Here is a 20,620-nt window from a genome sequence, read left to right on the forward strand (position 1 = left end):
CCTAAAAAATTGGGGCTATTGACTCAGCCTCACATTGATAGGCAGTCCATTCATCAGTAAGCCCTTCCAGGTTGTGTTCAGCATCCAATTCTGCAAATTTGATATCGCCATTATTATTAATACACAGTTGTATTGGGTTGTCAGGATCACGGATACCATCAAAAACTATATCAGGAGTATTGAATGGAAACTCAGTAAGAAACAGCAATCCAAAATCGTTTTTGACAGTAGGAAACCACTTGCTGTTATCAAAGACATTATGGTGAATATTGATGTTGTTAGTGAAAGCGTTGTACTCACCGGTATTGGTTTTTTCGGTGATCAATCCATCCAATTGGGTGCCATCTTCTGCCTCCATCAGCTCTACTAATTTATAGCTGGCTATACCCACACCCAGGGTTCTGTTATCTGTCAGTTCATTATTAAATATTTCAATGTTTTGCGTTGCCAGCAATAGTATGCCAGTACCGGGAGGCACTATAGCTACAATATTACCTTCCGGAGCAAAATTGCGATAGTTATTTTCATAGACCTTGTTTTTATAAACCCTTGTAGTATGGCCACTTTGTGTAAGGCCGGGCATATCGAAAACAAGGATGCCACCTGTGTTATCATAGGCTTCATTTTCATAAATCTCTACCCAGCGTGAGTTTTCACTTTCTATGCCTGCTACATTATTGATTACAATGTTGTTGCGGATGATCACGCTGTCACTCTGGCCCACATAAATACCTGCATCTGATGCTCCAATGGCAATACATTTCTCCAAAATCACATTCTTTGACAATACCGGATAAAATGCATAGGCTCCATTTTCTTCTGAGGGTTCACCTGTCCATTGTGATTTTACACTTCTGAAAGTGATGCCTCTGGTATCGGTCACTTTAATGTTATCCCCTTTGGCATCTTCAATGGTGAAACCTTCAAAAGTAAGGTTGATGCAGTTACTGCCCTTGATGCCCTCGGCACCTTCCTCCTGCATGGCAAAAGATAGAACCGTGTTTTCAATCCCGGCCCCTTTGATGGTCACATTCTTTTTACCATCTATCAGCAAGCTCTTTTTAAACATATAATTGCCTGCCGGCAAGTCGATAGTCTCACCATCAGCGGCATTGATAAGCATGGTTTGCAGGTCTTTTTCAATGGAACTCCATTCACGCTCTTCTTTACTGGAGCAGGAAAGAATTAGTAATGAAATTAGGCTAAAACAGAAAAATCTCATGCAGCATTTTGGAAGATGGCTCATGGGGTGTAACTAGTTAGGTGATCTTAAGACAAACTAAGTTTATAATAAAAACTTAGAATAAGCAAGTCAGATTTACAACCAACCTAATAGGATCGCGATATTAACTACTGGTGCGCATTATTCCTTTGGGAAGGGTAAATTGTGCTGTCTCAAAAAGGAAAGCTTGTCCCAATACCCCCTTTGAAATTTGATTTTACCATCAATGACCTGAAAGAAACCGCAGCCTCTGAGCCCTAGTGGATCTTTCCATTCCAGAATTGCCCATTCTCCATCTTCAAAAATATTTTCAATAATGCACACCATGTCTGCGGTGGCAAATTCATTTTCGAACATGGTTTTAATGGCGGATTTTCCATGTATTGGTTCATTGATAACCTGATGATTAATGGCATCCTCATGGTACAGATCTGCAATTTCAGCGGCATTTGCTTTGTTGAATACGTCTACCCAATGAGTAATGAGTTGTTTTGGTGTCATAGCATAATGAAAGTAATAATTTCTATCTAATCTGGCAATCCATTACTTCCTCAAAATCTTCTCCATGGCCTTGCCTTTGGCCAACTCATCTATCAACTTATCCATATACCGGATCTTTTGCATGAGCTCATCTTCAATTTCCTCTACCCTGTAGCCGCAGATGACCCCGGTAATTTTAGAAACATTGGGGTTTAACTGTGGAGCTTGCTCAAAGAAGGTTTCAAAATTGGTTTTCTGGACTATTTGACTTTGTAGCGTCTCATGATCATAACCTGTCAGCCAGCAAATAATTTCATCCACCTCAGCTTTTGTGCGGCCTTTTTTCTCCGCTTTGGTAACATAATGTGGATAAACACTGGCAAATGCCATGGTGTATATTTTATGCTTTTTCATAATTCAATATTTCCTTTCAAATGAATTTTCGTTGAATACATAAACCCCACTCGGACTGGCACCGCCAAACCATAACTCGCCCTGCTTGCTTTGATATATTGTCCATATATGATTACTTTCCAGCCCATCCTCTTTAGTAAAGTTGGTGAGTGACTCACCATCAAAACGCCAAACCCCAGACTGATGGGTGCCAAACCAGATATTGCCTGCATTATCCTCGCCAATAGAGAAAATCCTGTCAAGTGAGTAGCCTTTAGTTTCTTCTTTTTTTAAGTGATGAAGTTTAGTAAAGTTAATGGTATTTTCTCCATCATATTTAATAACACCAATACCATTATTGCCAATCCAAAGGTTGCCCTTGCTATCATAAAATAAACTTCTGATGTGCAGTGCACCCGTATCTCCAGTTAAACCAAGGCTTTCATTATTAATGATTTTAAAGTCCTTGCCATTGTAGCCAATAGCAGCCCCGTAGGTGCCAAACCAAATCATATTATCTTCACCTTTCACTAGAGGTGTGGTTACTGAATAGTAGTTTTCTTCTCCAGCCTTAAGCTCAGCGGGAAATATCTGGTAAATAAGTTTGTTGCCATTATAGCGATATACACCAGGTTGACCTTCTCTCGTGTTGAAGCCAGTACCTTCATCTCCTTTAAACCAAAGGTCATTGTCACTGAGCTTCCACTCATTTTTTGAACTGTAATCTCTTTCTGCATTAGTAGTTATTCTTATGCCATCATAGCTACTTAAACCATTACCGCATTCAAACCAGATAGTGCCGCTATCATCTTCATAAATTGTTCTTATTTGGTTGTCACTTAATCCATTTTCTAATGTAAAATAGGTGAGCTCATCACCATCAAATAGAGCGGCACCCTCCTGGTGGCTACCAAACCAAATATTGCCTTTGCTATCCTCCAAGATGGATCGGATGCCTGATGTATATTTTAATGGAAACGGATCCTTTTTGCTCTTGACCTGAACTTCTTCAGTGGGCTCCTTAGACTTACCACTATCAGCGCAAGCACTGATGAATCCAATTAGAAGGATAGCTGGTAGCAGAAAGTTGAATTTACTTTTATAAGATTGGCCTTTCATTAAATAATTAAGTTATGAAGCGGAATATAGTATTTCTACATTAAAACCACATAACTGAAAGGGCTTTTGACACTCATACGTACTTTGATTTGGACAGATGTCGGTCAACAGAGTATTTACCAGGTCCTGATATAAGTATCGCTACAAAACCAAAAATGTAGAGAAGAAGCTTTTCCTGACCGCTGAAGCCGTCACCACCATGGACTAAAAATGCCGCTACACAAAGTGTGAAAATTACTGGTATTGATGCAAAGCGGGTGAATAATCCTATCATGATCATTAAAGAGCCAATAACCTCAGCACCTGTGGCCAGCGCAAGAGAGAACGGTGCCCCTAACCCAATGAAATCGAGAAATTTAATGGGCTCATCTCCAAATAGTCTACCCACTTTACCTATACCGTGACCGAAAAGCAAAAAGCCCCCGAAAGTAACCCTGAGAAGTAGTGCTGCTATGCTTCCTTGTTTCGATAATGCTGTGTAGTTGTATTTGATCAGTTTCATAGCGTCTATTTTTAAAACAAGTATACGGTAGATGTTTGAACATCAAAAAGGATTTTTGATGTGTGGTCAGTATGAACTTGCTTAGAGTCTCTTAAAGGTGACTATAATCGGCAAAACGAAAAGTACATTTTTCAGAATATGGCTTTTTGTTTCTAATCTGTTTCTGAACGCTCCTGAAGTGGTTTTTTGATGTAAAAATAAAATGTTGTCTGTATCGGATAATTAACCTTGAACTGTATAAAATGTACTTTTCGTTTTGTCGATTAAAAAGTGTCTGGTTTTTCAATGTCATAAGAAACTTAAAATTCAGAGCACACGTTTAATTAATGTTGTAACATTGAATTAATATGGAAAGTCTGAACCCACTCAAAGACCTTATTAATAATTTTCCTAAAACAAGCTTTAAAATGCCTGTTTTGTTTGTTGGCCATGGGTCTCCAATGAATGGGATTTTAGATAATGAATTCAGCCAATATTGGTCAAAACTGGCAGAGGAAATACCGACACCAAAAGCCGTATTATGTATTTCTGCGCACTGGCTAACGCATGGCACCCATATTACAGCTATGGATTTCCCTAGAACCATTCATGATTTTGGCGGCTTTCCAAAAGATTTATATGATGTAGACTATCCAGTCCCGGGAGATGCTTTATTGGCGGCCACAACCAAGTCATTAATTGACAAAACAGATGTTGTGCTCGATCATGATTGGGGTCTTGATCATGGTACCTGGACAGTGGTGAGACACATGTATCCAAATGCCGATATACCTGTACTTCAACTGAGTATTGACTATAATAAACCAGCTAAATACCATTATGAATTAGCAAACCAACTCAGCAAGTTGAGAGAACATGGTGTTTTGATTATGGGGAGTGGCAATATGGTTCATAATTTGAGAATCATGGATTTCAAAAAGATGAACAGTACTGAAAGTTATGGCTTCGATTGGGCCAATGACTTAAATGAGGTATTCAAAAACAAAATTGCTAATGGCGATCATCAGTCAATGATCAATTATGACACGCTACATGAAGCGGCTAAATTGGCCATACCTACACCAGATCACTATTATCCTTTGATCTACACTTTAGGCCTACAGGCCAAAGATGATAAGGCTTCATTTTTTAATGACAAAGCTGTCGCTGGCTCCATAACCATGACCTCAGTCCGGTTTGGCTAGACTGTCCCAAGCCACTTTTTTATAGGTACGGCTAATCGGGATTGTGTGACTTTCAATTTCAATTTCTTCCTTATTGAAATTTGCGACCTTTTCCCTGTTGATCAGAAATGAACGGTGCACTCTCAGATATAAATCAGGTAATCGTTCTTCAAGGCTACTGATCTTTTCTTTAGTAATAACATTACCGTTATCAACCAGATTGATCTTCACATAATCTCCCAGGCTCTCTATAAACAATACCTCCTCAAAACTTATACTCACCTGCTTTCTGTTCGATCTTACAGTAAAGTTTCCTGTTTCATACTTTTCCTTCTCTTTAGCTAAAGTGGATATCTTTTGCTCATCCATGATGGAACGCTTAACCAGCGATATGAACGAAAACAACAGCACAATAAAATAAAGAACGGTAGCTAATGAAAAAGCATCGGTCATATATGGACCCATATTTTTGTACGAATAATCGGCCAGAAAAATAAAAGAAAGTGTCATTACAACCAGCTCGAAGTAAATCGATACAATGACCATGTAAACTGTATAGAGCGAAAACTTGAAATACTTTTTAGTCAACAGGTATTTGGGAACCAGATATAAATTAAAGAAGTAGCAAGTGCCCACTACAACAGGCAGTAGCATAGAAACAAAGTAGAATGAAGTACTAAAGTCGTCAAATTGACGACCAAAAATCAAGGTCAATAGCACAAGCACTGCCGCCCAAAATACTATGTGTAAGGATAGTTTCACAGCTGCTAATATCTGCCTTTTGATGGAATAAAGGCATAAAAGTCGATGGATTACCTGTTTAGGGCCGCTTTTGACATTGTCCCTCCGCTCATATCGCAGCTACATTTGTGTCCAGATGTTTAACTAAATTTATACTAATTATGATTGATCTATTTTATGCCGGTGACCCATTATATATGGGTCTGCTTACATTGGTGCTTTTTATTAACATGGTAGTGGCCACCATGTGTTTTGTAGCCATCAAAAAAGGTGAGCTTACAATTGATGAAATCCGAATAAAACTAAAAACCATTAAAAGCATAGGCCTTTTTGGTTTAATACTTGGAATATTTACTCAGCTCATGGGTCTGCATGGTATGTTCCTGGCTATTGAAGAAATAGGAGAGGTCTCTCCAGCATTATTAGCTGGAGGTTTAAAAGTATCATTGATAGCAACCGAATATGGCCTTGTGATATTTTTATTTTCTTACCTGATATGGTTTGGGCTTACGGCTTTGAATCTAAAGAGCAAATAATTAAAATGAGAAGAGGGCTATAAAGCCCTCTTCATTAATTTCCTGAATCATCCTCATCAAAATAAGCATCTTCATCAAAATCTTCAGCGTTGATGGTTCTGCCAATATCAAGGATTTTAAATTCTGTTCTTCTGTTAACCTGATGTTGTTCCTCTGTAGTAGCATTAGGTATAATCAGCTTAGATTCACCATAGCCACGAGCAACAAGCCGGGTTTTATTAATGCCTTGCGATACAATATAGTCTACAGCCGATTGAGCCCTACGCTCTGAAAGCTTCAAGTTGTACTGATCTGTCTGACGATCATCAGTATGTGAGCTCAACTCAATTTTTATCTCTGGATTATCCCTTAGTATGGTCACCAATTTATCCAGCTCCAAGGCCGCATCATCTCTAATCTCATAGCGGTCAAGATCATAATAAATATTCTCCATCACGAAGATTTTATCAATTTCAAGCTTCTCAAGTACCATTAGCGTATCAAACTTCACATCTGTAACGAGCTCAGTTAAGGTTTCCCTGTCAACGGATCTACCTACTGTTGTAAATGGCTGTCTGGTAATCAGGTATTTCTGCTTGCCTCCCTTTTTGGTACCTACCAAATTGTAATGTTCGTGTTCATAAACACGGAATAAGAACTTTCCATCATCTTCAGTAGTAGTTTCGTCAATTTGATTTCCTTCATAGTCAAGCAGTTGAACCTCTACGCCCGGTAATATTTCCAATTCATCTTTATCATTGTAAGTCATGGTTACCCCTTCAAGATAGTAATTCACAATTTTCAGATTTGGATCTTCATTCACAAATGTATAGATGTCATCATCCCCTTCTCCTCCATCACGATTGGAGGTAAAAAAGCCTCTGTCCGCTTTGAATAAAAACATTCCAAAGTCATCGGCATTTGAGTTGATAGGCTCTCCAAGATTCTCAACTTCAATCATGCCGTTGCTTCTTCTGGCAACAAAAAGGTCTAGCCCTCCAAACCCAGGATGTCCATCGCTGGAGAAATACATTTGCCCATCATCAGATATATAAGGGAACATCTCATTTCCAGTGGTATTGACTTCCGGGCCCAGGTTTTTCACATTGAAAAATCTACCTCTGGCATTTCTCTTTGCACTGTACAGGTCAACCCCGCCATACCCGCCAGGTCTGTTAGAGGCAAAGTATAATGTTCTTCCATCTCTGCTGAAGGCTGGAGAAGAATCCCAATATCCCGGGTTGTTAATGTTCAGCATACGGGGCTCTAACCATTCACCATTTCTTAAAACAGACATAAACAGGTTAACATCTGCTGTGCCCTTACGCTTTCCGGAATTGCCACGTGCAAAAACCATCGTTTTGCCGTCAGGGCTAAAAGTCAATGACCCCTCATTGATATTAGTATTGTTGATCAGTTCGCTGATAGACTTTATGGATGTACTGTCAACCCTGGCTCCTTTGGTCTGGGCTTTGTAAATATTAGTGAATGGTGTGCCTGTGGCCAAATAGATTTTACTATCGCCTCTGGAAGATGTAAAATATAATTCGCCATCATTATAAACTGGTGCGTATTCTGCTGAAGGCGAATTGACTGCCGACAGGTTTTTAACTTTGAAATAGTTTTTCTTAGCCCTTATTTCATCAAGATTGTTCAGGTTGTCAAACTCTTCATTGGCCCTGGCCACAAAGGTTTCGTCCGTAACTTTTTTTAAATATTCATTGAGTTCGCCCCTTGCCTGTTCATATTGCCCTCTGGACTTGAGTGCAAATGCATAGAACAGCTGGATGGAGTCATTCTCCATACCATTGAGCATAGCCCTTTCATAAAATGGAGCGGCTTCAAACATTCTGTTAGACTGGCGATAAGATTCTGCTACAAAAAAGTTAGCCTCTGGATCATCAGGGTTTTTTTCCAGCACCTTTGAATACATATCTATCGTATTCTGAAATCTACCCAAAGAAAATTCTTTGTTTGCCTTTTTGTTAACGCTACATGCCGACACAAATACGGTAATGGCAATGATTAAAAATTTACGCATATGGCTCATACCATTAAATTTCATTCTATTATCGATTTACCGTTCTGAATTGATAACGACAAAAAAATTAGTTCTGTTGTAGGGTTTTAAAATATCTGCTCACCCAACTTTTTAAAACTGGCTGCTTCCAATCTTCATCAAGCTCCTTTTTAGAGCTAACGGAGTTATTAACTAACACTGCAGAAGAAGGAATTTCTCCATTTTCAACTTTTGCTTTTAAGGTGCTGAGTGATTCTATAACTATCTGTCCGTTAAATATAAATGCAATTTTCGTTCGGTCAAAAAGGTCTAATTGATATTCTGTATCTATTGCTTTCATAAATGCAACAGAAGCATCGATAGAACAGCCTGTAGCCTGATTAAACGACTCATCTACGGCTACAATCAAAAACCTGTCATCACGGATTTCGAAAGATGTTTTTAGTTCTTTGCCATGTGCCGCCCATTGCTCCAGAAAAGCATTAGTGTTTTTGGTTATTGTTTCTTGTTCGTCAGCAGTTAATGCTCTTTGAGATTGATATACCCAAACTCTGGCATTATCTGGCATTAAGTCAAAAGGTGTAGTCATAGCAGTCAAATTTATGAATAAAACTGAAACTGGTTACGATAAGTTCTTAAAAGCTAAAGAAGCAAAAGTCATCAGAGCGACTTTTTTGAAGCAACATAACCTATTACCTTTTCCGTTAGTTTGGATAAGCTGAGCATATAAGCGTTTCAAATGACCAAAATGAAAAAGACATTTATATTATTATCAATAATTTTTACAAGCTGCATTGGCACAGATGTGGTAGATGACCCAGTAGTTCCTCAAGAGATCACTATTAATGAAGCGACTCAGGCCATAATGTTGGGTGATGAGAGGGTATTTACCGTTACCTACTTCAATGAATATGGCATAGAGGAAACCATATCTCCCGACTGGTTTATTGAGGATACTGAAATCGCCAGCGTTAGTTCATCTGGAGTAGTAACAGCAAAAAGCATGGGACAGACATCGCTGATTGCCAAATTTAATGAGGCCGAAAGTGAGCCTGTATTGATCACGGTGACCGGTTCAGTAGATGATGTTGCCACCGTAATTGTACAAGGCGAAGCCACTCAAATTGACATTGGTATATCTATTCAACTTACGGCAATGGCACTAAACATATTAGAAAACGAGATTATGGGATTGCCAGTAAGCTGGTCAGTTGATGATAACAGCATTGCTACCATTAATGACTCTGGCGTGCTAACAGGAAAATCAGAAGGTGTTGTGAAGGTAACGGCCACGATTGAAGGCATAAAAAGTGATCCCTTCATTGTTAATGTTGGGGGGCAAGCCAAAACCACAACCTTGAGTGGTGAAAGTGGATATACTGCAGAAGGAACAGCTACCCTGTCAAAAGGGGCTGATGGTACGGTTACACTAATTTTAGGTGAGGATTTTAAGACCTCTTTTGCTTTAGGCACTTTTATATATTTATCAAACTTCACCTCTGGAGGTGATACTAAGGCCAATGGACTTGATTTGGGGGAGATCAAGGAAAATGGTGCACATACATTTAATGTAACTGCCTTAGATTCTGATGTCGATCTGACCACCTATAGATATGTCATTATTTTATGTAAACCTGCTTCCATCACATTCGGGGTTGGTGATTTTCAAAAATAAATTATGAAGAATATATTCACACTTGTACTCATTCTTTTTTTAGCTCAGACTTTACAAGCTGGTGGTGGCTGGCCACAGCAAAAGGGCAAGGGCTATTTTAAACTAGGGCAGAATTTCATCATTGCTGATAATTTCTATAATCTTCAGGGCGAGGTCATAGGCATTACAACTATCAGTTTATACACTACAAGTTTTTATGGTGAATATGGCATCACCGATAGACTAACAGGAATGTTATACATGCCTTTTTTTGTGCGCAGCACCCTTAATGAAGTGGAGCGCAGGCAGTCAGGAAACATAGAACCCGGAGATGCTGTCAATTCTTTTGGAGACACTGATATAGCATTTAAGTATGGGCTGACTCCCGGAAAAAGCATTGCCGTTTCGGCCACAGTTTTGTTTGGCCTGCCACTGGGTAAAACTGCTGAAGGAACGACAGATGCCGGAGAGCCAAGAATTTTACAAACCGGAGATGGTGAGTTCAATCAAATGTTAATGATTGATGCCAGTCATTCTTTTTACCCAACTCCGCTGTATGCCTCTGTGGGTTTGGGCTATAACAACAGAACCAAAGGCTTTTCTGATGAAGTTCGAGCTACTGGCGAAATAGGCTATCAGCCTTCAAGTCACTGGAATTTGGCCATGAAGTTATTCATCACGCAATCTACCAATAACGGAGACCCGGATGGTGGAGCAGGAAGTGGCGTTTTTGGTAATAATGTTGAATACGTTTCTTTTGGTCCGGAGGTAAGCTACGTTTTTAAAGAAAGTTTTGGTCTTGTTGCTTCTGCAGCATTTGCCAGCAGCGGACAAAACCTGCTTGCCGCTCCAAATTTTGGTGTTGGTGCCTTTTTGAAATTGTAGCTTTAGCCCTTTCTTCTTTAATTAAACTCCCTTTAGTTTTTGTGGGTTTCTAGAGGTGTGAAATACTCTCGAAATTAATACGCGATCAGAAGTTACTCGATAAATAATTTTGTAACTCCACACTAAAATAAATCTATATTCAGATTTCTTATGCTCTAAAAGTGGTTCAATAGGCCCCATTTTTGGTGTACCAGCCAGAAGAGACGAAGCGCTGAGTATTTTATTTAATACGGTTTCGGCATAAGAAACACCTTGTTCTTCTTTGATATATTTTATGTTCCGTTCGAGTTGACTAAATGCTCGTTTAGACCAAATTACTTTAACCATTCCCGTGATTGTAATTCAACCTGAGATTGTGTTAGAATTTCACCTTTTTTTTCCTGTTGCTCAGAAATTTCAATATCAGAAAGTAACGACAATTGCTCGTAGACATCCTCTAATGTTGAGTCTGGTGTTAGTCTGTTGGCTATTTGAATTAAATGTTCTTTTAGACTGGTTTCCATATTAACTAAGTTAACGAAAGTCGTTTTGATTCCGTTCTGATGACGTTGAATTTTAATATTGATAAAAACGAAAAAAAGTCTTTATTCTTATCAACTCTCCCTGATAGTCTCCACCGGATTAGTCAATATGGCCTTGTATGATCGGGCAAAAACCGTGATGGCAGCTATTAATACTGCAATGATTCCGGCAGCTCCAAAATGCCACCATTCCAGTGCTATTTTATAGGTGAAGTTTTCTAGCCAGGTGGTCATTATGTACCAGGCAAATGGCCATGCCAATACATTAGCTACAAGTACCAATACTATAAATTCCACGCTTAATAGATTAAGAATGTTGCTGGCCGTGGCACCAAGCACTTTTCTAATACCAATTTCATGAATTCTGGAGTTCACCCTGTAGGTTACCAAACCGACCAGGCCCAGAAAAGCGATAAGAATGGCAAGGCCTGAGAAATAGCCAATAAGCTCACCCGTCTTTCGCTCTGACTGATATAGTTCATTGAGTTTTTGGTCTAGAAACAGGGGAACAAATGGCTTTTCAGGTTCAAACTTTTTCCAGCTTGATTCAAGTTTTGCCAACGTATTATAAACATTGCCTTCACTAACTCTCACAGCTACGTAGCTGATGAAACTATTTGAGAAACCTATAAATAAGGGTTTAATATCAGTTTTGAGGCTCATAAAATTGAAATTCTCCACCATACCAATAATCTGCCTTTGCCCCCGGCCCCAGCCAATCTGCTGACCTTCCCAATTCTTATCTTTCAGTAAATCAAGCATGGCCTCATTCATCAGCAGGTTTTGATGATCAGCCTCATTGGTCTTGTCAAAGTCTCTTCCTTCTATGATATTGATGCCGAAAGTTTTAGCGAAATCATGATCGGTAAAAAAGCCGGGTATGTTCTGTGGGTCATCATATCCGCTGATCCTAAATGGTCTTGATGGAACATCCTGACCTAAAATATCAGAAACAGCACTGGCCGCTACCACCTGTGGATTACTCAGAAGCTCAGTTTTAAAACTTTCAGGGTTTTCTATAATCGTTGTTCCTCTGATAGGAATAAGCACAATCTCTTCCTTGCTAAAGCCCAGCTCTTTCGAAGTAAGAAATTGATATTGCTGATAAATTACAAAAGCACTTACCAACAAAACAATAGATATCATGAACTGAAATACCACCAACGATTTTCTAAACAGGTTGATGCTTTTATTTCCAGTAGATTTAGATGTTTTCAATACTTCAGCAGGCTTGAAGCCAGAGAGGATAAATGCAGGGTAGACGCCTGACAAAACACCTAAAAGCAACGTGCCCAAAATCACCACACTGATGACCGGTAGGGTAACAATTTGCTTAATATTGATCGAAGCATCCAACAAATACTCAAATGTGGGGAGTATAAAGTATATGGCCACAATGGACAGTATGAGGCTTAAAAGGCTTAACAATATGGACTCTCCAAAAAACTGCATGATCAGGTTTTTGCGCGTTGATCCTAACACCTTTCGCATGGCCACTTCTTTTGATCGCCTTGTGGCACTGGCTGTGGATAAGTTGATAAAATTGATGGCCGCTATTATCAAAATGAAACCAGCAATTACTGCAGCTATATAAATAGACTCCTTACTAATAGTCGGTTCTATTTCCTGATAGAGGTCTGTAGTGGTATGTATATCCACCAAAGGTTGAAGGTACAATGCACTTAAATCAACAATCTGCTGGGGGAAATGATCTTTTACCACCTGTTGCATGTAGCTTTCAAAATCATCAACAGTATATCTTTCAGGCAGGGTAACATAGGTATGAACAGGGTTCCAATACCAACCCTGCCAGCCCCAATTATTTCCGGTGGCTTTGAAAATGTCTTCGAGGTTTAAAAGTGGCACCAGAAAGTCATAATGAAAGTGCGAGTTGGCCACCACATCTTTGGACACACCGGTAACGGTTAACTCAAGGCTATTCTCCAGAATAAGTGTCTGGCCAAGCACATCAATACTTCCAAAATAGCGGTTAGCCGTACTTTCAGTAATCACTACCGATTGAGGTTGCTTAAGTGCTGTTAGCTGATCACCTCGGATAAGATCAAAAGAAAAGGTTTTGAAAAATGATGTGTCCACAAAGAAGATTTCCTTTTCGTAGAATTTCTTAGTCTTGTCCACATCACTCATCAATGGCTCTTTTTGCCATGCCTTGTACATTCTGGTGACTATAGCATCCGGGTGGTCGCTTTGCAAAGTAGGACCAACAGGCCACGGAACAGATGACGAATGCTCCTGAACCGCACCATCTTCACCCGTTACTTTTTCAATAACCCGATACGTATTTTCAGCATTGCTATGGAATTTATCAAAGCTCAGCTCATTGGCCACGTAGCTGAAAATAAGCAGCGAACAGGTGAGGCCAAGGGTAAGGCCTAAGATATTGAGTGCACTATAAAATTTGTTCTTCATCAAATTTCTATAGGCTATAGTTATATAATTTCTCAGCATGATGGTTTGGTTTGTTGATGGGTAGCTATTTTTATCGCCACTGATGACATACGACTTAAAAGAAAAGATTACCTCCTTGAGCAAAAGCCAATTGGCTCTGTATTGCGGCATGCTCAATACCCTTAGGCGATACACTTCTTCCAAATCGCCACGTACCTCATCGAGGTAGTCTTCATGACAAAAGGAATTGAGTATGGATAGAATCCATTTTGGAGGATGCCGTTCCATAGGCTAGTCAAATTTTAATTTAGGTACGGCAGCCCACAGATTGCTTCTGCTTTTTTGGATTTCCTGAAGCACCTCATAGCCCGATTGGGTGACATTATAGAGCCTTTTCTTTTTTCCGCCTCTTAGTTGAGTGGCTTCACCAAGTCTTGAATCAATAAACTTTTTGGTCTCCAGCCTCTTGAGTACAGTGTGTACCGCGGGAATAGAAATGGACTTGTGCATCTCCTTTTCATACTCTGCGGCTATAGATACCGCATAAGCTTCTCCTTCATTGAATTTTAAAACCAATAAAAGAATCATTTCCTCAAGGTTGCCCAGTTGTGTCATATTAATCTATACATCTATTTAATTAATAAATGTATAAAATATACGAGGCTTTTCAAATAAAGTTTTTGAGCTTAATAAATGTCAGCCTATAAATATTACCCAAATATCCGTTAAGGGAAGAATGATAGTAAGGAGTGCCAGCAACATTGATATAACACAAAGGTGCTTTACTTCCTTTTTGATTATAGAAGCTATACTTAGAATTAATGAAGCCAGTCCTATTAAAGTATATTTAAGCAACGAAAAAACTTGAAAACCATAATATTCTGGATCATATTGAAAACCTGATCCAATTTGGTAATGCTTGAATAAAATAATTACCAAGCCTACTAGAGAAATAAGTATTGAAGCTTTTGAGACAGGATGCTTCATTGGTTGATATACTTGAATAAGTATGATACAGCTAGGCATATTAATCCAAGAATTGGATAACTACCACTTTGGCCAAATGAAGCTGCAACAATTGAAGGACTAATGTCACCAGCAGCTTCTATTGCTTCAAATGCCATCATATAGCCTCTTATATATCCTATAATTCCAAATATTAACCCGATAGCACCTAAAGGAACAAGTGATCTTGCTTCCTCCACGCCCTCCTTAGATTTTAGAATATATTGAGCTACACCCTTGTAAATGATAAAGACTAATAATACGTACAGTGCTACTGAAAGAAATGAGTCAAGTGGGGAGGGTATTAACATATTTCCAATAATACCCACTTCTGCCCAATTATTCACAAAAATGCTATTTAGAAACCTCTGCCAGCAGTGATTTTAAGTGGTCATTTTCAGGCTCAAGTTGAAGACCTTCCAGTGTGGCCAGTCTTGCTAATTGGTCATCACCAACCATCATATAATATCTGGCCAAACTATATTTTGGATAGTATTCTTCCTTAAATATTTTACTATTAATCTGATACACCAATTCTGCCTGAGGTATCTGAAATGAAGTAAATAGTTTGAGTGCATAGGTATTTAGCTCGTACATGTTCATTACCAATGGCGCATAGGTTGCGGCCAACGAGTCGATGTTTTTATGAAGCGTTTTCACCGGAGTAGTTTCAAATAACTTATTCAACTCAGTAACCACCCTGTAGTTTGGTTCATATTCATTATTTGAGAGCACACTAATTAAATCCTCCTCCAATGAGGTTACAGGCGACTCCACAATACGGCCAACCTCTTCATCCTTCTTATAAAAAACAAAAGTAGGCACGCGGTGTATATTAAGGTCTTGCTCTTCTCCAAAAGGACTTTGCTTATAGTCTTCAAAGGTGTTGCTCACCCCAATAATGGTGTGCTTCTTGAATTTTGCATCATCTAAAATCCTCAAAAATTTTGGCACTTCTCTTCGGCTATCACCACACCAGGTTCCAAAGAATATTTGAATAGAATCAACTTCACTTAAAAGCGGTTTAATCTGACCCAGCAGATTTTTGTCAATGGCGCTCGAGTCATAATTGGGTTCATACCATTCTTTGTAAGGTGATTTGTTAAGGCTCTTGACACTGATGGGTCCGAGCAGGTTGGGTTGGCCTTTGGTATTGAGCTGGTATCCCCTTTGGGCAAATGCAGCTGATGAACAAGTGATGAAAAGAAAAATGGCGAAGTAATGTTTCATGGTTGTAGGTTTTTCCCAAACCTACTCACATCACTTCGCCAGCTTTGTTAACGAATTCTTAAATATTGTTATCGAGTTGTTAAACTTCGATTATAGTCCTTCTGACTCGGCAATCAGCTCAGCAAGATCCTTCACCTGCACTGAGCCTTCTTTCTCCTTGTTCTTAACACCATCGCTCATCATGGTCAGGCAAAAAGGACAGCCAACAGCAATAGTATCAGCTCCTGTTGCCAGAGCCTCCTCAGTACGGTCAATATTTACTTCTTTATTTCCCTTCTCGGCATCCTTAAACATTTGAGCCCCACCAGCCCCACAGCAGAAACCTTTGGTTTTGCACCTTTTCATCTCCACCAATTCGGCATCCAGCGCCTCAAGCACTTCTCTTGGAGCTTCATAAATATTGTTGGCCCTTCCCAGATAGCAAGAGTCATGATAAGTGATCTTTCTGCCTTTAAATTCACCGCCACCTTTCATGCCTACTTTACCGTCATTGATTAGCTGTTGCAAGAAAGTAGAGTGGTGGATTACCTCATATTTACCTCCTAATGCAGGGTATTCATTTTTAATGGTATTAAAGCAATGCGGACAAGCGGTCACCACCTTTTTAACATTATAGCCATTCATCACCTGAATATTGGCCACCGCCTGCATCTGGAATAAAAACTCATTTCCGGCTCTTCTTGCAGGATCTCCCGTACAGGTTTCTTCCGGGCCGAGCACAGCGAATGATATTCCTACCTTGTTCAAAATTTTCACAAAGGCTTTGGTCACATTCTTATATCTGTCATCAAAAGAACCGGCACATCCTACCCAAAATAAAATCTCCGGGCTCTCTCCTGAACTGGCCATCTCGGCCATGGTTGGTACTTTATATGTAGTATCGCTCATTAGTTTTAGTATTTAGTGGTCAGTAATTAGTATTAAGACAATTTCCGTTGTGAGATTAAATTAATACTAACATCTCAACCTTCTTTCTTTTCTGATTTTAAGTCATTCGCCCAATTAAATCTGTCCGTTGGAGGAAATTTCCATGGGGCAAAATTGGTTTCTATATTTTGGAACATTGAATTCCATGAAGCAGGAGAGCCAGATTCTTCCATGGCTACATACCTGCGCATTTCTAAAATTATTTCCAGTGGATTGATATTGACAGGACAAGCCTCCACACAGGCATTACAACTTGTACAGGCATTGATCTCCTCTTTAGTGATATAATCGCCCAATAAAGATTTACCATCTTCCAGGCCTTTACCGCCCTTCGTCAGACTGTTACCCACTTCCTCAGCACGGTCACGCACATCCATCATCACTTTTCTTGGTGATAGCAGCTTGCCTGTCTGGTTCGCAGGGCACTCAGAAGTACACCTTCCACACTCTGTACATGAATAGGCATTTAAAATATTTTTCCATGTCAGGTCATTCACATCTTTAGCTCCAAAGCGGCCAACCTCCGCTGGCAGTTCATTGCTCGCCTCTGTAGGAATGCCCAACATCATGTTTACTTCATTGGTCACAGCATCCATATTATTCATCTGCCCTTTAGGATTAATATCTCCATAATAAGTATTTGGAAATGCCAGTGCTATATGCAAATGCTTAGAATAGGTAATGTATATAGCAAAACCTAAGATGCCCACAATGTGAAACCACCAGGCAGCACGCTCAACAAACACCAGAAATCCTGTACTGAAATTTTCGAAGATTGGAATTAGCATGGAGCTAAAAAACAATGAGCCTGTAGCATGAAATTTCTCTGGCATCCTTGTTTGGAGAATTTGATCTGCCGCATTCATTTTAAGAATAGCAATCATCAAAACAATCTCTATTACCAAGATCAGGTTAGCATCCAAAGTTGGCCATTTCTTCATTTCTGGCGAATGAAAGCGTTTGACTTTTAAGACATTTCGTCTGATCAGGAAAACAACACAAGATAACAATACTGCAACTGCCAAGAATTCGAAGATATTCATCAGAACATTGTAAAACCCTCCGAGGTAAGGCGCAAACAAACGATGGGTTCCTAAAGCACCATCGAGCACAAACTCCAGCACCTCAAGGTTGATTACCAAAAAACCAACATAAATAAACAAATGCAATATTGCCGGAATAGGTCTTTTAAACATCTTTTTCTGACCAAAAGCGACAAGCAGCATGTTATTTAATCTGTCAGACTTGTTACCAGAAAGGTCTACATCCTTACCCAGAAGTATATTCTGCCTTATCCTGGATATCCTTTTAGATAAAATGAAAGCTGCCGCTCCCACCACTATCAAAAAAATCGCTTGTTGTACAAATTGCATAGTTGAGATATTTATTATCTATAATTTTAACAAAAATATTTGCACCAAATACAAAATTCTATAAGTTTGCATCCACTTTTAACGGTGCTGTAGCTCAGTTGGTAGAGCATCGGACTGAAAATCCGTGAGTCGGTGGTTCGAGCCCACTCAGCACCACCTCCAAAAACCTCTTGATTATCAAGGGGTTTTTGTTTTTTTAACCCTCTCAGAGTACTTTCCAAAAGTAATATTTAGACTTGAAAATAGTATGCATGCCGACTATTTTTGTTCTAATTTATAATAATTCTTGATTGTAGAATTCTATCTTTATTCCTTTATGAACTCTGATTCTATAGAAAGACTTTTGTTCACCTACATGGCGCAGGTTCTGCTAGCCGTAATTCTATCATTTCTATTTTACTCTTACTATAAAAACTACAATCGGTCTTTCCTCAAATGGTGGTCTGCAAGCTGGGGCAGCTATGCAATATTGTACATCAGTTCAGCGCTCCTTTTTGTTCTTCCCATAGAGCAAAGAGATTTTGTTTCATTTCTGGCCATATTTAGCACCTACACGCAGTTGTTGTTTATCATAATTGGATTAAATGAATACATTTTACAACTAAAAATAAAGCCGAAAACTGTTGTGTTGAGCTGCCTTGCAGTTGTCGTATTTTCATTGATAACCTATACTATTGGTAATGGCGATGCCACTGCAACTAATTTAAGGTATGTATTAAGGGTCGGTATAAAATCCAATATTGTTGGGCTTGGATTCTTATGGCTCGTTTATAAAATTTTAGTTTCCAAAGCATTCCATAAAAGCCTTAGCAAAACATTTATGCTACTGGCTTTTATGCTTTATTCGCTTCAGCAGCTTTGGCATGCGTCTATCGTATATTTTAACGCCTCTGGGTATTCTGTCCCATTTCCTATTACATCATATGGTATTATTGACCTGTTCTCCCTATCCCTTATTGGCATTAGTATGGTAATGTGGCTACTGGAAAATGAGCACAATAGCCTGATAAGGTCGAATAAAGAACTAGACAGCTTTTTGTACAGTACATCACATGACTTGAGAGCCCCAATTGCATCTATGCTAGGATTGACAAATCTTGGCAAGATTGAATCCAAGGATAGTACCGCCCAGAATTATTTTGAGAAAATTGAAAGGCAATTAAGAAAATTGGATACCATATTTGGTGATATTCTCAGTTATTCGAAGTCCGCAAAAAGTCCTGTAAAAATCTCCAGGCTTGACTTTCAGCATGTAGTCAAAAATATCTATGCCCAGCTTAAGTTTAGCAATAGCGGTACTATGCCAGCACTAATCATAGATGATAGTTTTACACAATATTTCTACTCAGACAGCTATTTGATTGATAGCATTTTAAGCAACTTGGTCTCCAATGCCATTAAATACTCAGACGGTAAAAAAGAAAACAGATTTGTAAAAACTTCACTTCATAAAACTGGCAAGAACAGCATTATTAAAGTTGAGGATAATGGTATAGGTATTAATGAAGATAGTTTGCCGAAAATCTTTGAAATGTTTTATAGGGCCACTGGTTACAATGATGGCTCCGGGCTTGGTCTATACATAGCTACTCAGGCCGCTGCAAGAATTAATGCTACTATTGAAGTGGAGTCAACAGAAAATGTTGGCAGTACGTTCACACTAATACTAAAGGAAAACAAGAAGTAATTATTTACCCGAATTCATGTGCTTCAGCCTAATTACTTCCTTATCTGTCAAAAACCTCCACTTTCCTCTTGGGAGATTTGATTTGTCAAGACCTGCATAAACTACACGGTCAAGTTTCACAACTTCATAACCAAGGTGCTCGAATATTCTTCTTACAATCCTGTTTTTGCCGATATGAATTTCTATACCAAGCGATTTCTTGTCATCAAGGTAGGAGAGCTTGTCAACCATGGCTAATCCATCTTCTAACTGAAGACCATCCACGATCTTTTCAAAATCGGCCTTGGTTAAAGGTTTATTTAAATCTACCTTATAAATCTTTTTAATATTGTTCGATGGATGTGCTAAAGAAACTGCTAGTTCGCCATCATTTGTAAAGAGTAGCAATCCAGTAGTGGCCCTATCTAATCTACCTACTGGATAAATTCTTTCTTCGCCAGAGGTTTTGACCAATTCCATAACTGTCCTCCTTTCCTGCGGGTCATCTGTCGTGGTGATAAACCCTTTAGGCTTATTAAGCAGAACATAAACTAATTTTTCGGCTACTAATACTTTGCCTTTATATTTTACCTCATCGCCCTGTCCAACTTTAAAGCCTAGTTCAGTAACAACCTCACCGTTAACTTTTATTTCACCTGTGGCTATCAGCTTGTCAGCATCCCTGCGCGAGCATACTCCAGCATTAGCAATGTATTTATTTAACCTGCTACCTGCGCTTGGTGCGGATGCGGGTTGGTTTTTTTTGAAAGTTCTAGAATTCTTTTTCATGAGCGG

The 20,620-nt window shown here is 39.1% G+C and carries 23 protein-coding genes and 1 tRNA gene; 6 read left to right on the forward strand and 18 right to left on the reverse strand.

What is annotated here, in order from left to right; translation table 11 throughout:
- Position 1 precedes the first annotated feature (1 nt).
- The 5 genes from RIB54_RS21640 to RIB54_RS21660 form a co-directional block, all read right to left on the reverse strand.
- On the reverse strand, positions 2–1,222 hold the full coding sequence (locus RIB54_RS21640; protein ID WP_350102981.1) for a parallel beta-helix domain-containing protein: 1,221 nt from the start codon (positions 1,220–1,222) through the stop codon (positions 2–4).
- 141 nt (positions 1,223–1,363) lie between these two features.
- Positions 1,364–1,723, reverse strand: a complete 360-nt coding sequence (locus RIB54_RS21645) for a nuclear transport factor 2 family protein (RefSeq protein ID WP_350102982.1) — start codon at positions 1,721–1,723, stop codon at positions 1,364–1,366.
- Between the two features lie 42 nt (positions 1,724–1,765).
- Positions 1,766–2,116: a DUF2200 domain-containing protein gene (locus RIB54_RS21650; RefSeq protein WP_350102983.1), complete on the reverse strand. Its 351-nt coding sequence runs from the start codon at positions 2,114–2,116 to the stop codon at positions 1,766–1,768.
- A 3-nt stretch (positions 2,117–2,119) separates the two neighbouring features.
- Positions 2,120–3,214 carry a ligand-binding sensor domain-containing protein gene (locus RIB54_RS21655; protein WP_350102984.1) on the reverse strand — a complete coding sequence of 365 codons (1,095 nt, stop codon included), beginning with the start codon at positions 3,212–3,214 and terminating at the stop codon, positions 2,120–2,122.
- A gap of 73 nt (positions 3,215–3,287) precedes the next feature.
- Positions 3,288–3,716 (reverse strand): DoxX family protein, encoded by a 429-nt coding sequence (locus RIB54_RS21660; protein WP_350102985.1) that lies wholly within the window; start codon positions 3,714–3,716, stop codon positions 3,288–3,290.
- A 347-nt stretch (positions 3,717–4,063) separates the two neighbouring features.
- Here RIB54_RS21660 and ygiD point away from each other — a divergent pair, with 347 nt between their 5' ends.
- Entirely contained in the window at positions 4,064–4,900 is an 837-nt protein-coding gene (gene ygiD / locus RIB54_RS21665) for a 4,5-DOPA-extradiol-dioxygenase (RefSeq protein ID WP_350069574.1), read from the forward strand.
- Here ygiD and RIB54_RS21670 read toward each other — a convergent pair.
- Positions 4,883–5,641, reverse strand: a complete 759-nt coding sequence (locus RIB54_RS21670; RefSeq protein ID WP_350069571.1) for a LytTR family transcriptional regulator DNA-binding domain-containing protein — start codon at positions 5,639–5,641, stop codon at positions 4,883–4,885. The genes ygiD and RIB54_RS21670 overlap by 18 nt on opposite strands.
- Before the next feature lie 140 nt (positions 5,642–5,781).
- Between RIB54_RS21670 and RIB54_RS21675 the strand changes: the two genes are divergently transcribed.
- Complete coding sequence (locus RIB54_RS21675) at positions 5,782–6,156, forward strand: MotA/TolQ/ExbB proton channel family protein (protein ID WP_350069569.1); 375 nt, start codon at positions 5,782–5,784, stop codon at positions 6,154–6,156.
- Between the two features lie 34 nt (positions 6,157–6,190).
- On the opposite strand, the gene RIB54_RS21680 is transcribed toward RIB54_RS21675, so the two are convergent.
- Both RIB54_RS21680 and RIB54_RS21685 read right to left on the reverse strand, forming a co-directional pair.
- The gene (locus RIB54_RS21680; RefSeq protein WP_350069566.1) at positions 6,191–8,200 is read right to left on the reverse strand and encodes a CHU_0125 family OmpA-like outer membrane integrity protein; all 2,010 of its coding nucleotides are present in this window, start codon (positions 8,198–8,200) and stop codon (positions 6,191–6,193) included.
- 43 nt (positions 8,201–8,243) lie between these two features.
- Positions 8,244–8,744 (reverse strand): hypothetical protein, encoded by a 501-nt coding sequence (locus tag RIB54_RS21685; RefSeq protein WP_350102986.1) that lies wholly within the window; start codon positions 8,742–8,744, stop codon positions 8,244–8,246.
- 159 nt (positions 8,745–8,903) lie between these two features.
- On the opposite strand from RIB54_RS21685, the gene RIB54_RS21690 reads away from it, so the two are divergent.
- Positions 8,904–9,830: a DM13 domain-containing protein gene (locus RIB54_RS21690; RefSeq protein WP_350102987.1), complete on the forward strand. Its 927-nt coding sequence runs from the start codon at positions 8,904–8,906 to the stop codon at positions 9,828–9,830.
- A gap of 3 nt (positions 9,831–9,833) precedes the next feature.
- A complete protein-coding gene (locus tag RIB54_RS21695; RefSeq protein ID WP_350102988.1) occupies positions 9,834–10,694 on the forward strand; it encodes a hypothetical protein in 861 nt (286 codons plus the stop codon).
- 21 nt (positions 10,695–10,715) lie between these two features.
- Here RIB54_RS21695 and RIB54_RS21700 read toward each other — a convergent pair whose 3' ends face one another.
- From RIB54_RS21700 to RIB54_RS21740, 9 genes are all read right to left on the reverse strand, one after another.
- Positions 10,716–11,021, reverse strand: a complete 306-nt coding sequence (locus tag RIB54_RS21700) for a type II toxin-antitoxin system RelE/ParE family toxin (RefSeq protein ID WP_350102989.1) — start codon at positions 11,019–11,021, stop codon at positions 10,716–10,718.
- A complete protein-coding gene (locus tag RIB54_RS21705; RefSeq protein WP_350102990.1) occupies positions 11,009–11,197 on the reverse strand; it encodes a hypothetical protein in 189 nt (62 codons plus the stop codon). The genes RIB54_RS21700 and RIB54_RS21705 overlap by 13 nt, the downstream gene beginning before the upstream one ends.
- 90 nt (positions 11,198–11,287) lie before the next feature.
- Positions 11,288–13,912 (reverse strand): ABC transporter permease, encoded by a 2,625-nt coding sequence (locus RIB54_RS21710; RefSeq protein ID WP_350102991.1) that lies wholly within the window; start codon positions 13,910–13,912, stop codon positions 11,288–11,290.
- A 3-nt stretch (positions 13,913–13,915) separates the two neighbouring features.
- Positions 13,916–14,239: a helix-turn-helix transcriptional regulator gene (locus RIB54_RS21715; RefSeq protein ID WP_350069552.1), complete on the reverse strand. Its 324-nt coding sequence runs from the start codon at positions 14,237–14,239 to the stop codon at positions 13,916–13,918.
- 81 nt (positions 14,240–14,320) lie between these two features.
- Positions 14,321–14,611, reverse strand: coding sequence for a hypothetical protein (locus RIB54_RS21720; protein ID WP_350069548.1), 291 nt, complete (start codon positions 14,609–14,611; stop codon positions 14,321–14,323).
- On the reverse strand, positions 14,608–14,976 hold the full coding sequence (locus RIB54_RS21725) for a hypothetical protein (RefSeq protein WP_350069545.1): 369 nt from the start codon (positions 14,974–14,976) through the stop codon (positions 14,608–14,610). Before RIB54_RS21725 ends, RIB54_RS21720 begins: the two co-directional genes overlap by 4 nt.
- A gap of 7 nt (positions 14,977–14,983) precedes the next feature.
- Positions 14,984–15,859: a thioredoxin family protein gene (locus RIB54_RS21730; protein ID WP_350102992.1), complete on the reverse strand. Its 876-nt coding sequence runs from the start codon at positions 15,857–15,859 to the stop codon at positions 14,984–14,986.
- 90 nt (positions 15,860–15,949) lie between these two features.
- Positions 15,950–16,747 carry a (Fe-S)-binding protein gene (locus tag RIB54_RS21735; RefSeq protein WP_350102993.1) on the reverse strand — a complete coding sequence of 266 codons (798 nt, stop codon included), beginning with the start codon at positions 16,745–16,747 and terminating at the stop codon, positions 15,950–15,952.
- A gap of 74 nt (positions 16,748–16,821) precedes the next feature.
- A complete protein-coding gene (locus tag RIB54_RS21740) occupies positions 16,822–18,159 on the reverse strand; it encodes a 4Fe-4S dicluster domain-containing protein (RefSeq protein ID WP_350102994.1) in 1,338 nt (445 codons plus the stop codon).
- A gap of 83 nt (positions 18,160–18,242) precedes the next feature.
- On the opposite strand from RIB54_RS21740, the gene RIB54_RS21745 reads away from it, so the two are divergent.
- Positions 18,243–18,315, forward strand: a tRNA-Phe gene (locus RIB54_RS21745).
- A gap of 160 nt (positions 18,316–18,475) precedes the next feature.
- On the forward strand, positions 18,476–19,846 hold the full coding sequence (locus tag RIB54_RS21750) for a sensor histidine kinase (RefSeq protein ID WP_350102995.1): 1,371 nt from the start codon (positions 18,476–18,478) through the stop codon (positions 19,844–19,846).
- Here RIB54_RS21750 and RIB54_RS21755 read toward each other — a convergent pair whose 3' ends face one another.
- On the reverse strand, positions 19,847–20,614 hold the full coding sequence (locus tag RIB54_RS21755; RefSeq protein WP_350102996.1) for a pseudouridine synthase: 768 nt from the start codon (positions 20,612–20,614) through the stop codon (positions 19,847–19,849). It abuts the gene before it with no gap.
- Positions 20,615–20,620: the final 6 nt, after the last annotated feature.

Source organism: Fulvivirga sp., from assembly GCF_040218215.1.
Taxonomy (GTDB): Bacteria; Bacteroidota; Bacteroidia; order Cytophagales; family Cyclobacteriaceae; genus Fulvivirga.

Excerpts from the sequence above, each read along its gene's own strand:
- RIB54_RS21755 (WP_350102996.1), bottom strand. The coding sequence starts at position 20,614 with ATGAAAAAGAATTCTAGAACTTTCAAAAAAAACCAACCCGCATCCGCA.
- RIB54_RS21645 (WP_350102982.1), bottom strand. The coding sequence starts at position 1,723 with ATGACACCAAAACAACTCATTACTCATTGGGTAGACGTATTCAACAAA.
- RIB54_RS21640 (WP_350102981.1), bottom strand. The coding sequence starts at position 1,222 with ATGAGATTTTTCTGTTTTAGCCTAATTTCATTACTAATTCTTTCCTGC.
- RIB54_RS21715 (WP_350069552.1), bottom strand. The coding sequence starts at position 14,239 with ATGACACAACTGGGCAACCTTGAGGAAATGATTCTTTTATTGGTTTTA.
- RIB54_RS21680 (WP_350069566.1), bottom strand. The coding sequence starts at position 8,200 with ATGAAATTTAATGGTATGAGCCATATGCGTAAATTTTTAATCATTGCC.
- RIB54_RS21695 (WP_350102988.1), top strand. The coding sequence starts at position 9,834 with ATGAAGAATATATTCACACTTGTACTCATTCTTTTTTTAGCTCAGACT.
- RIB54_RS21685 (WP_350102986.1), bottom strand. The coding sequence starts at position 8,744 with ATGACTACACCTTTTGACTTAATGCCAGATAATGCCAGAGTTTGGGTA.
- RIB54_RS21735 (WP_350102993.1), bottom strand. The coding sequence starts at position 16,747 with ATGAGCGATACTACATATAAAGTACCAACCATGGCCGAGATGGCCAGT.
- RIB54_RS21690 (WP_350102987.1), top strand. The coding sequence starts at position 8,904 with ATGAAAAAGACATTTATATTATTATCAATAATTTTTACAAGCTGCATT.
- RIB54_RS21710 (WP_350102991.1), bottom strand. The coding sequence starts at position 13,912 with ATGGAACGGCATCCTCCAAAATGGATTCTATCCATACTCAATTCCTTT.
- RIB54_RS21655 (WP_350102984.1), bottom strand. The coding sequence starts at position 3,214 with ATGAAAGGCCAATCTTATAAAAGTAAATTCAACTTTCTGCTACCAGCT.
- RIB54_RS21740 (WP_350102994.1), bottom strand. The coding sequence starts at position 18,159 with ATGCAATTTGTACAACAAGCGATTTTTTTGATAGTGGTGGGAGCGGCA.
- RIB54_RS21700 (WP_350102989.1), bottom strand. The coding sequence starts at position 11,021 with ATGGTTAAAGTAATTTGGTCTAAACGAGCATTTAGTCAACTCGAACGG.
- RIB54_RS21750 (WP_350102995.1), top strand. The coding sequence starts at position 18,476 with ATGAACTCTGATTCTATAGAAAGACTTTTGTTCACCTACATGGCGCAG.
- RIB54_RS21675 (WP_350069569.1), top strand. The coding sequence starts at position 5,782 with ATGATTGATCTATTTTATGCCGGTGACCCATTATATATGGGTCTGCTT.
- RIB54_RS21650 (WP_350102983.1), bottom strand. The coding sequence starts at position 2,116 with ATGAAAAAGCATAAAATATACACCATGGCATTTGCCAGTGTTTATCCA.
- ygiD (WP_350069574.1), top strand. The coding sequence starts at position 4,064 with ATGGAAAGTCTGAACCCACTCAAAGACCTTATTAATAATTTTCCTAAA.
- RIB54_RS21705 (WP_350102990.1), bottom strand. The coding sequence starts at position 11,197 with ATGGAAACCAGTCTAAAAGAACATTTAATTCAAATAGCCAACAGACTA.
- RIB54_RS21660 (WP_350102985.1), bottom strand. The coding sequence starts at position 3,716 with ATGAAACTGATCAAATACAACTACACAGCATTATCGAAACAAGGAAGC.
- RIB54_RS21730 (WP_350102992.1), bottom strand. The coding sequence starts at position 15,859 with ATGAAACATTACTTCGCCATTTTTCTTTTCATCACTTGTTCATCAGCT.
- RIB54_RS21720 (WP_350069548.1), bottom strand. The coding sequence starts at position 14,611 with ATGAAGCATCCTGTCTCAAAAGCTTCAATACTTATTTCTCTAGTAGGC.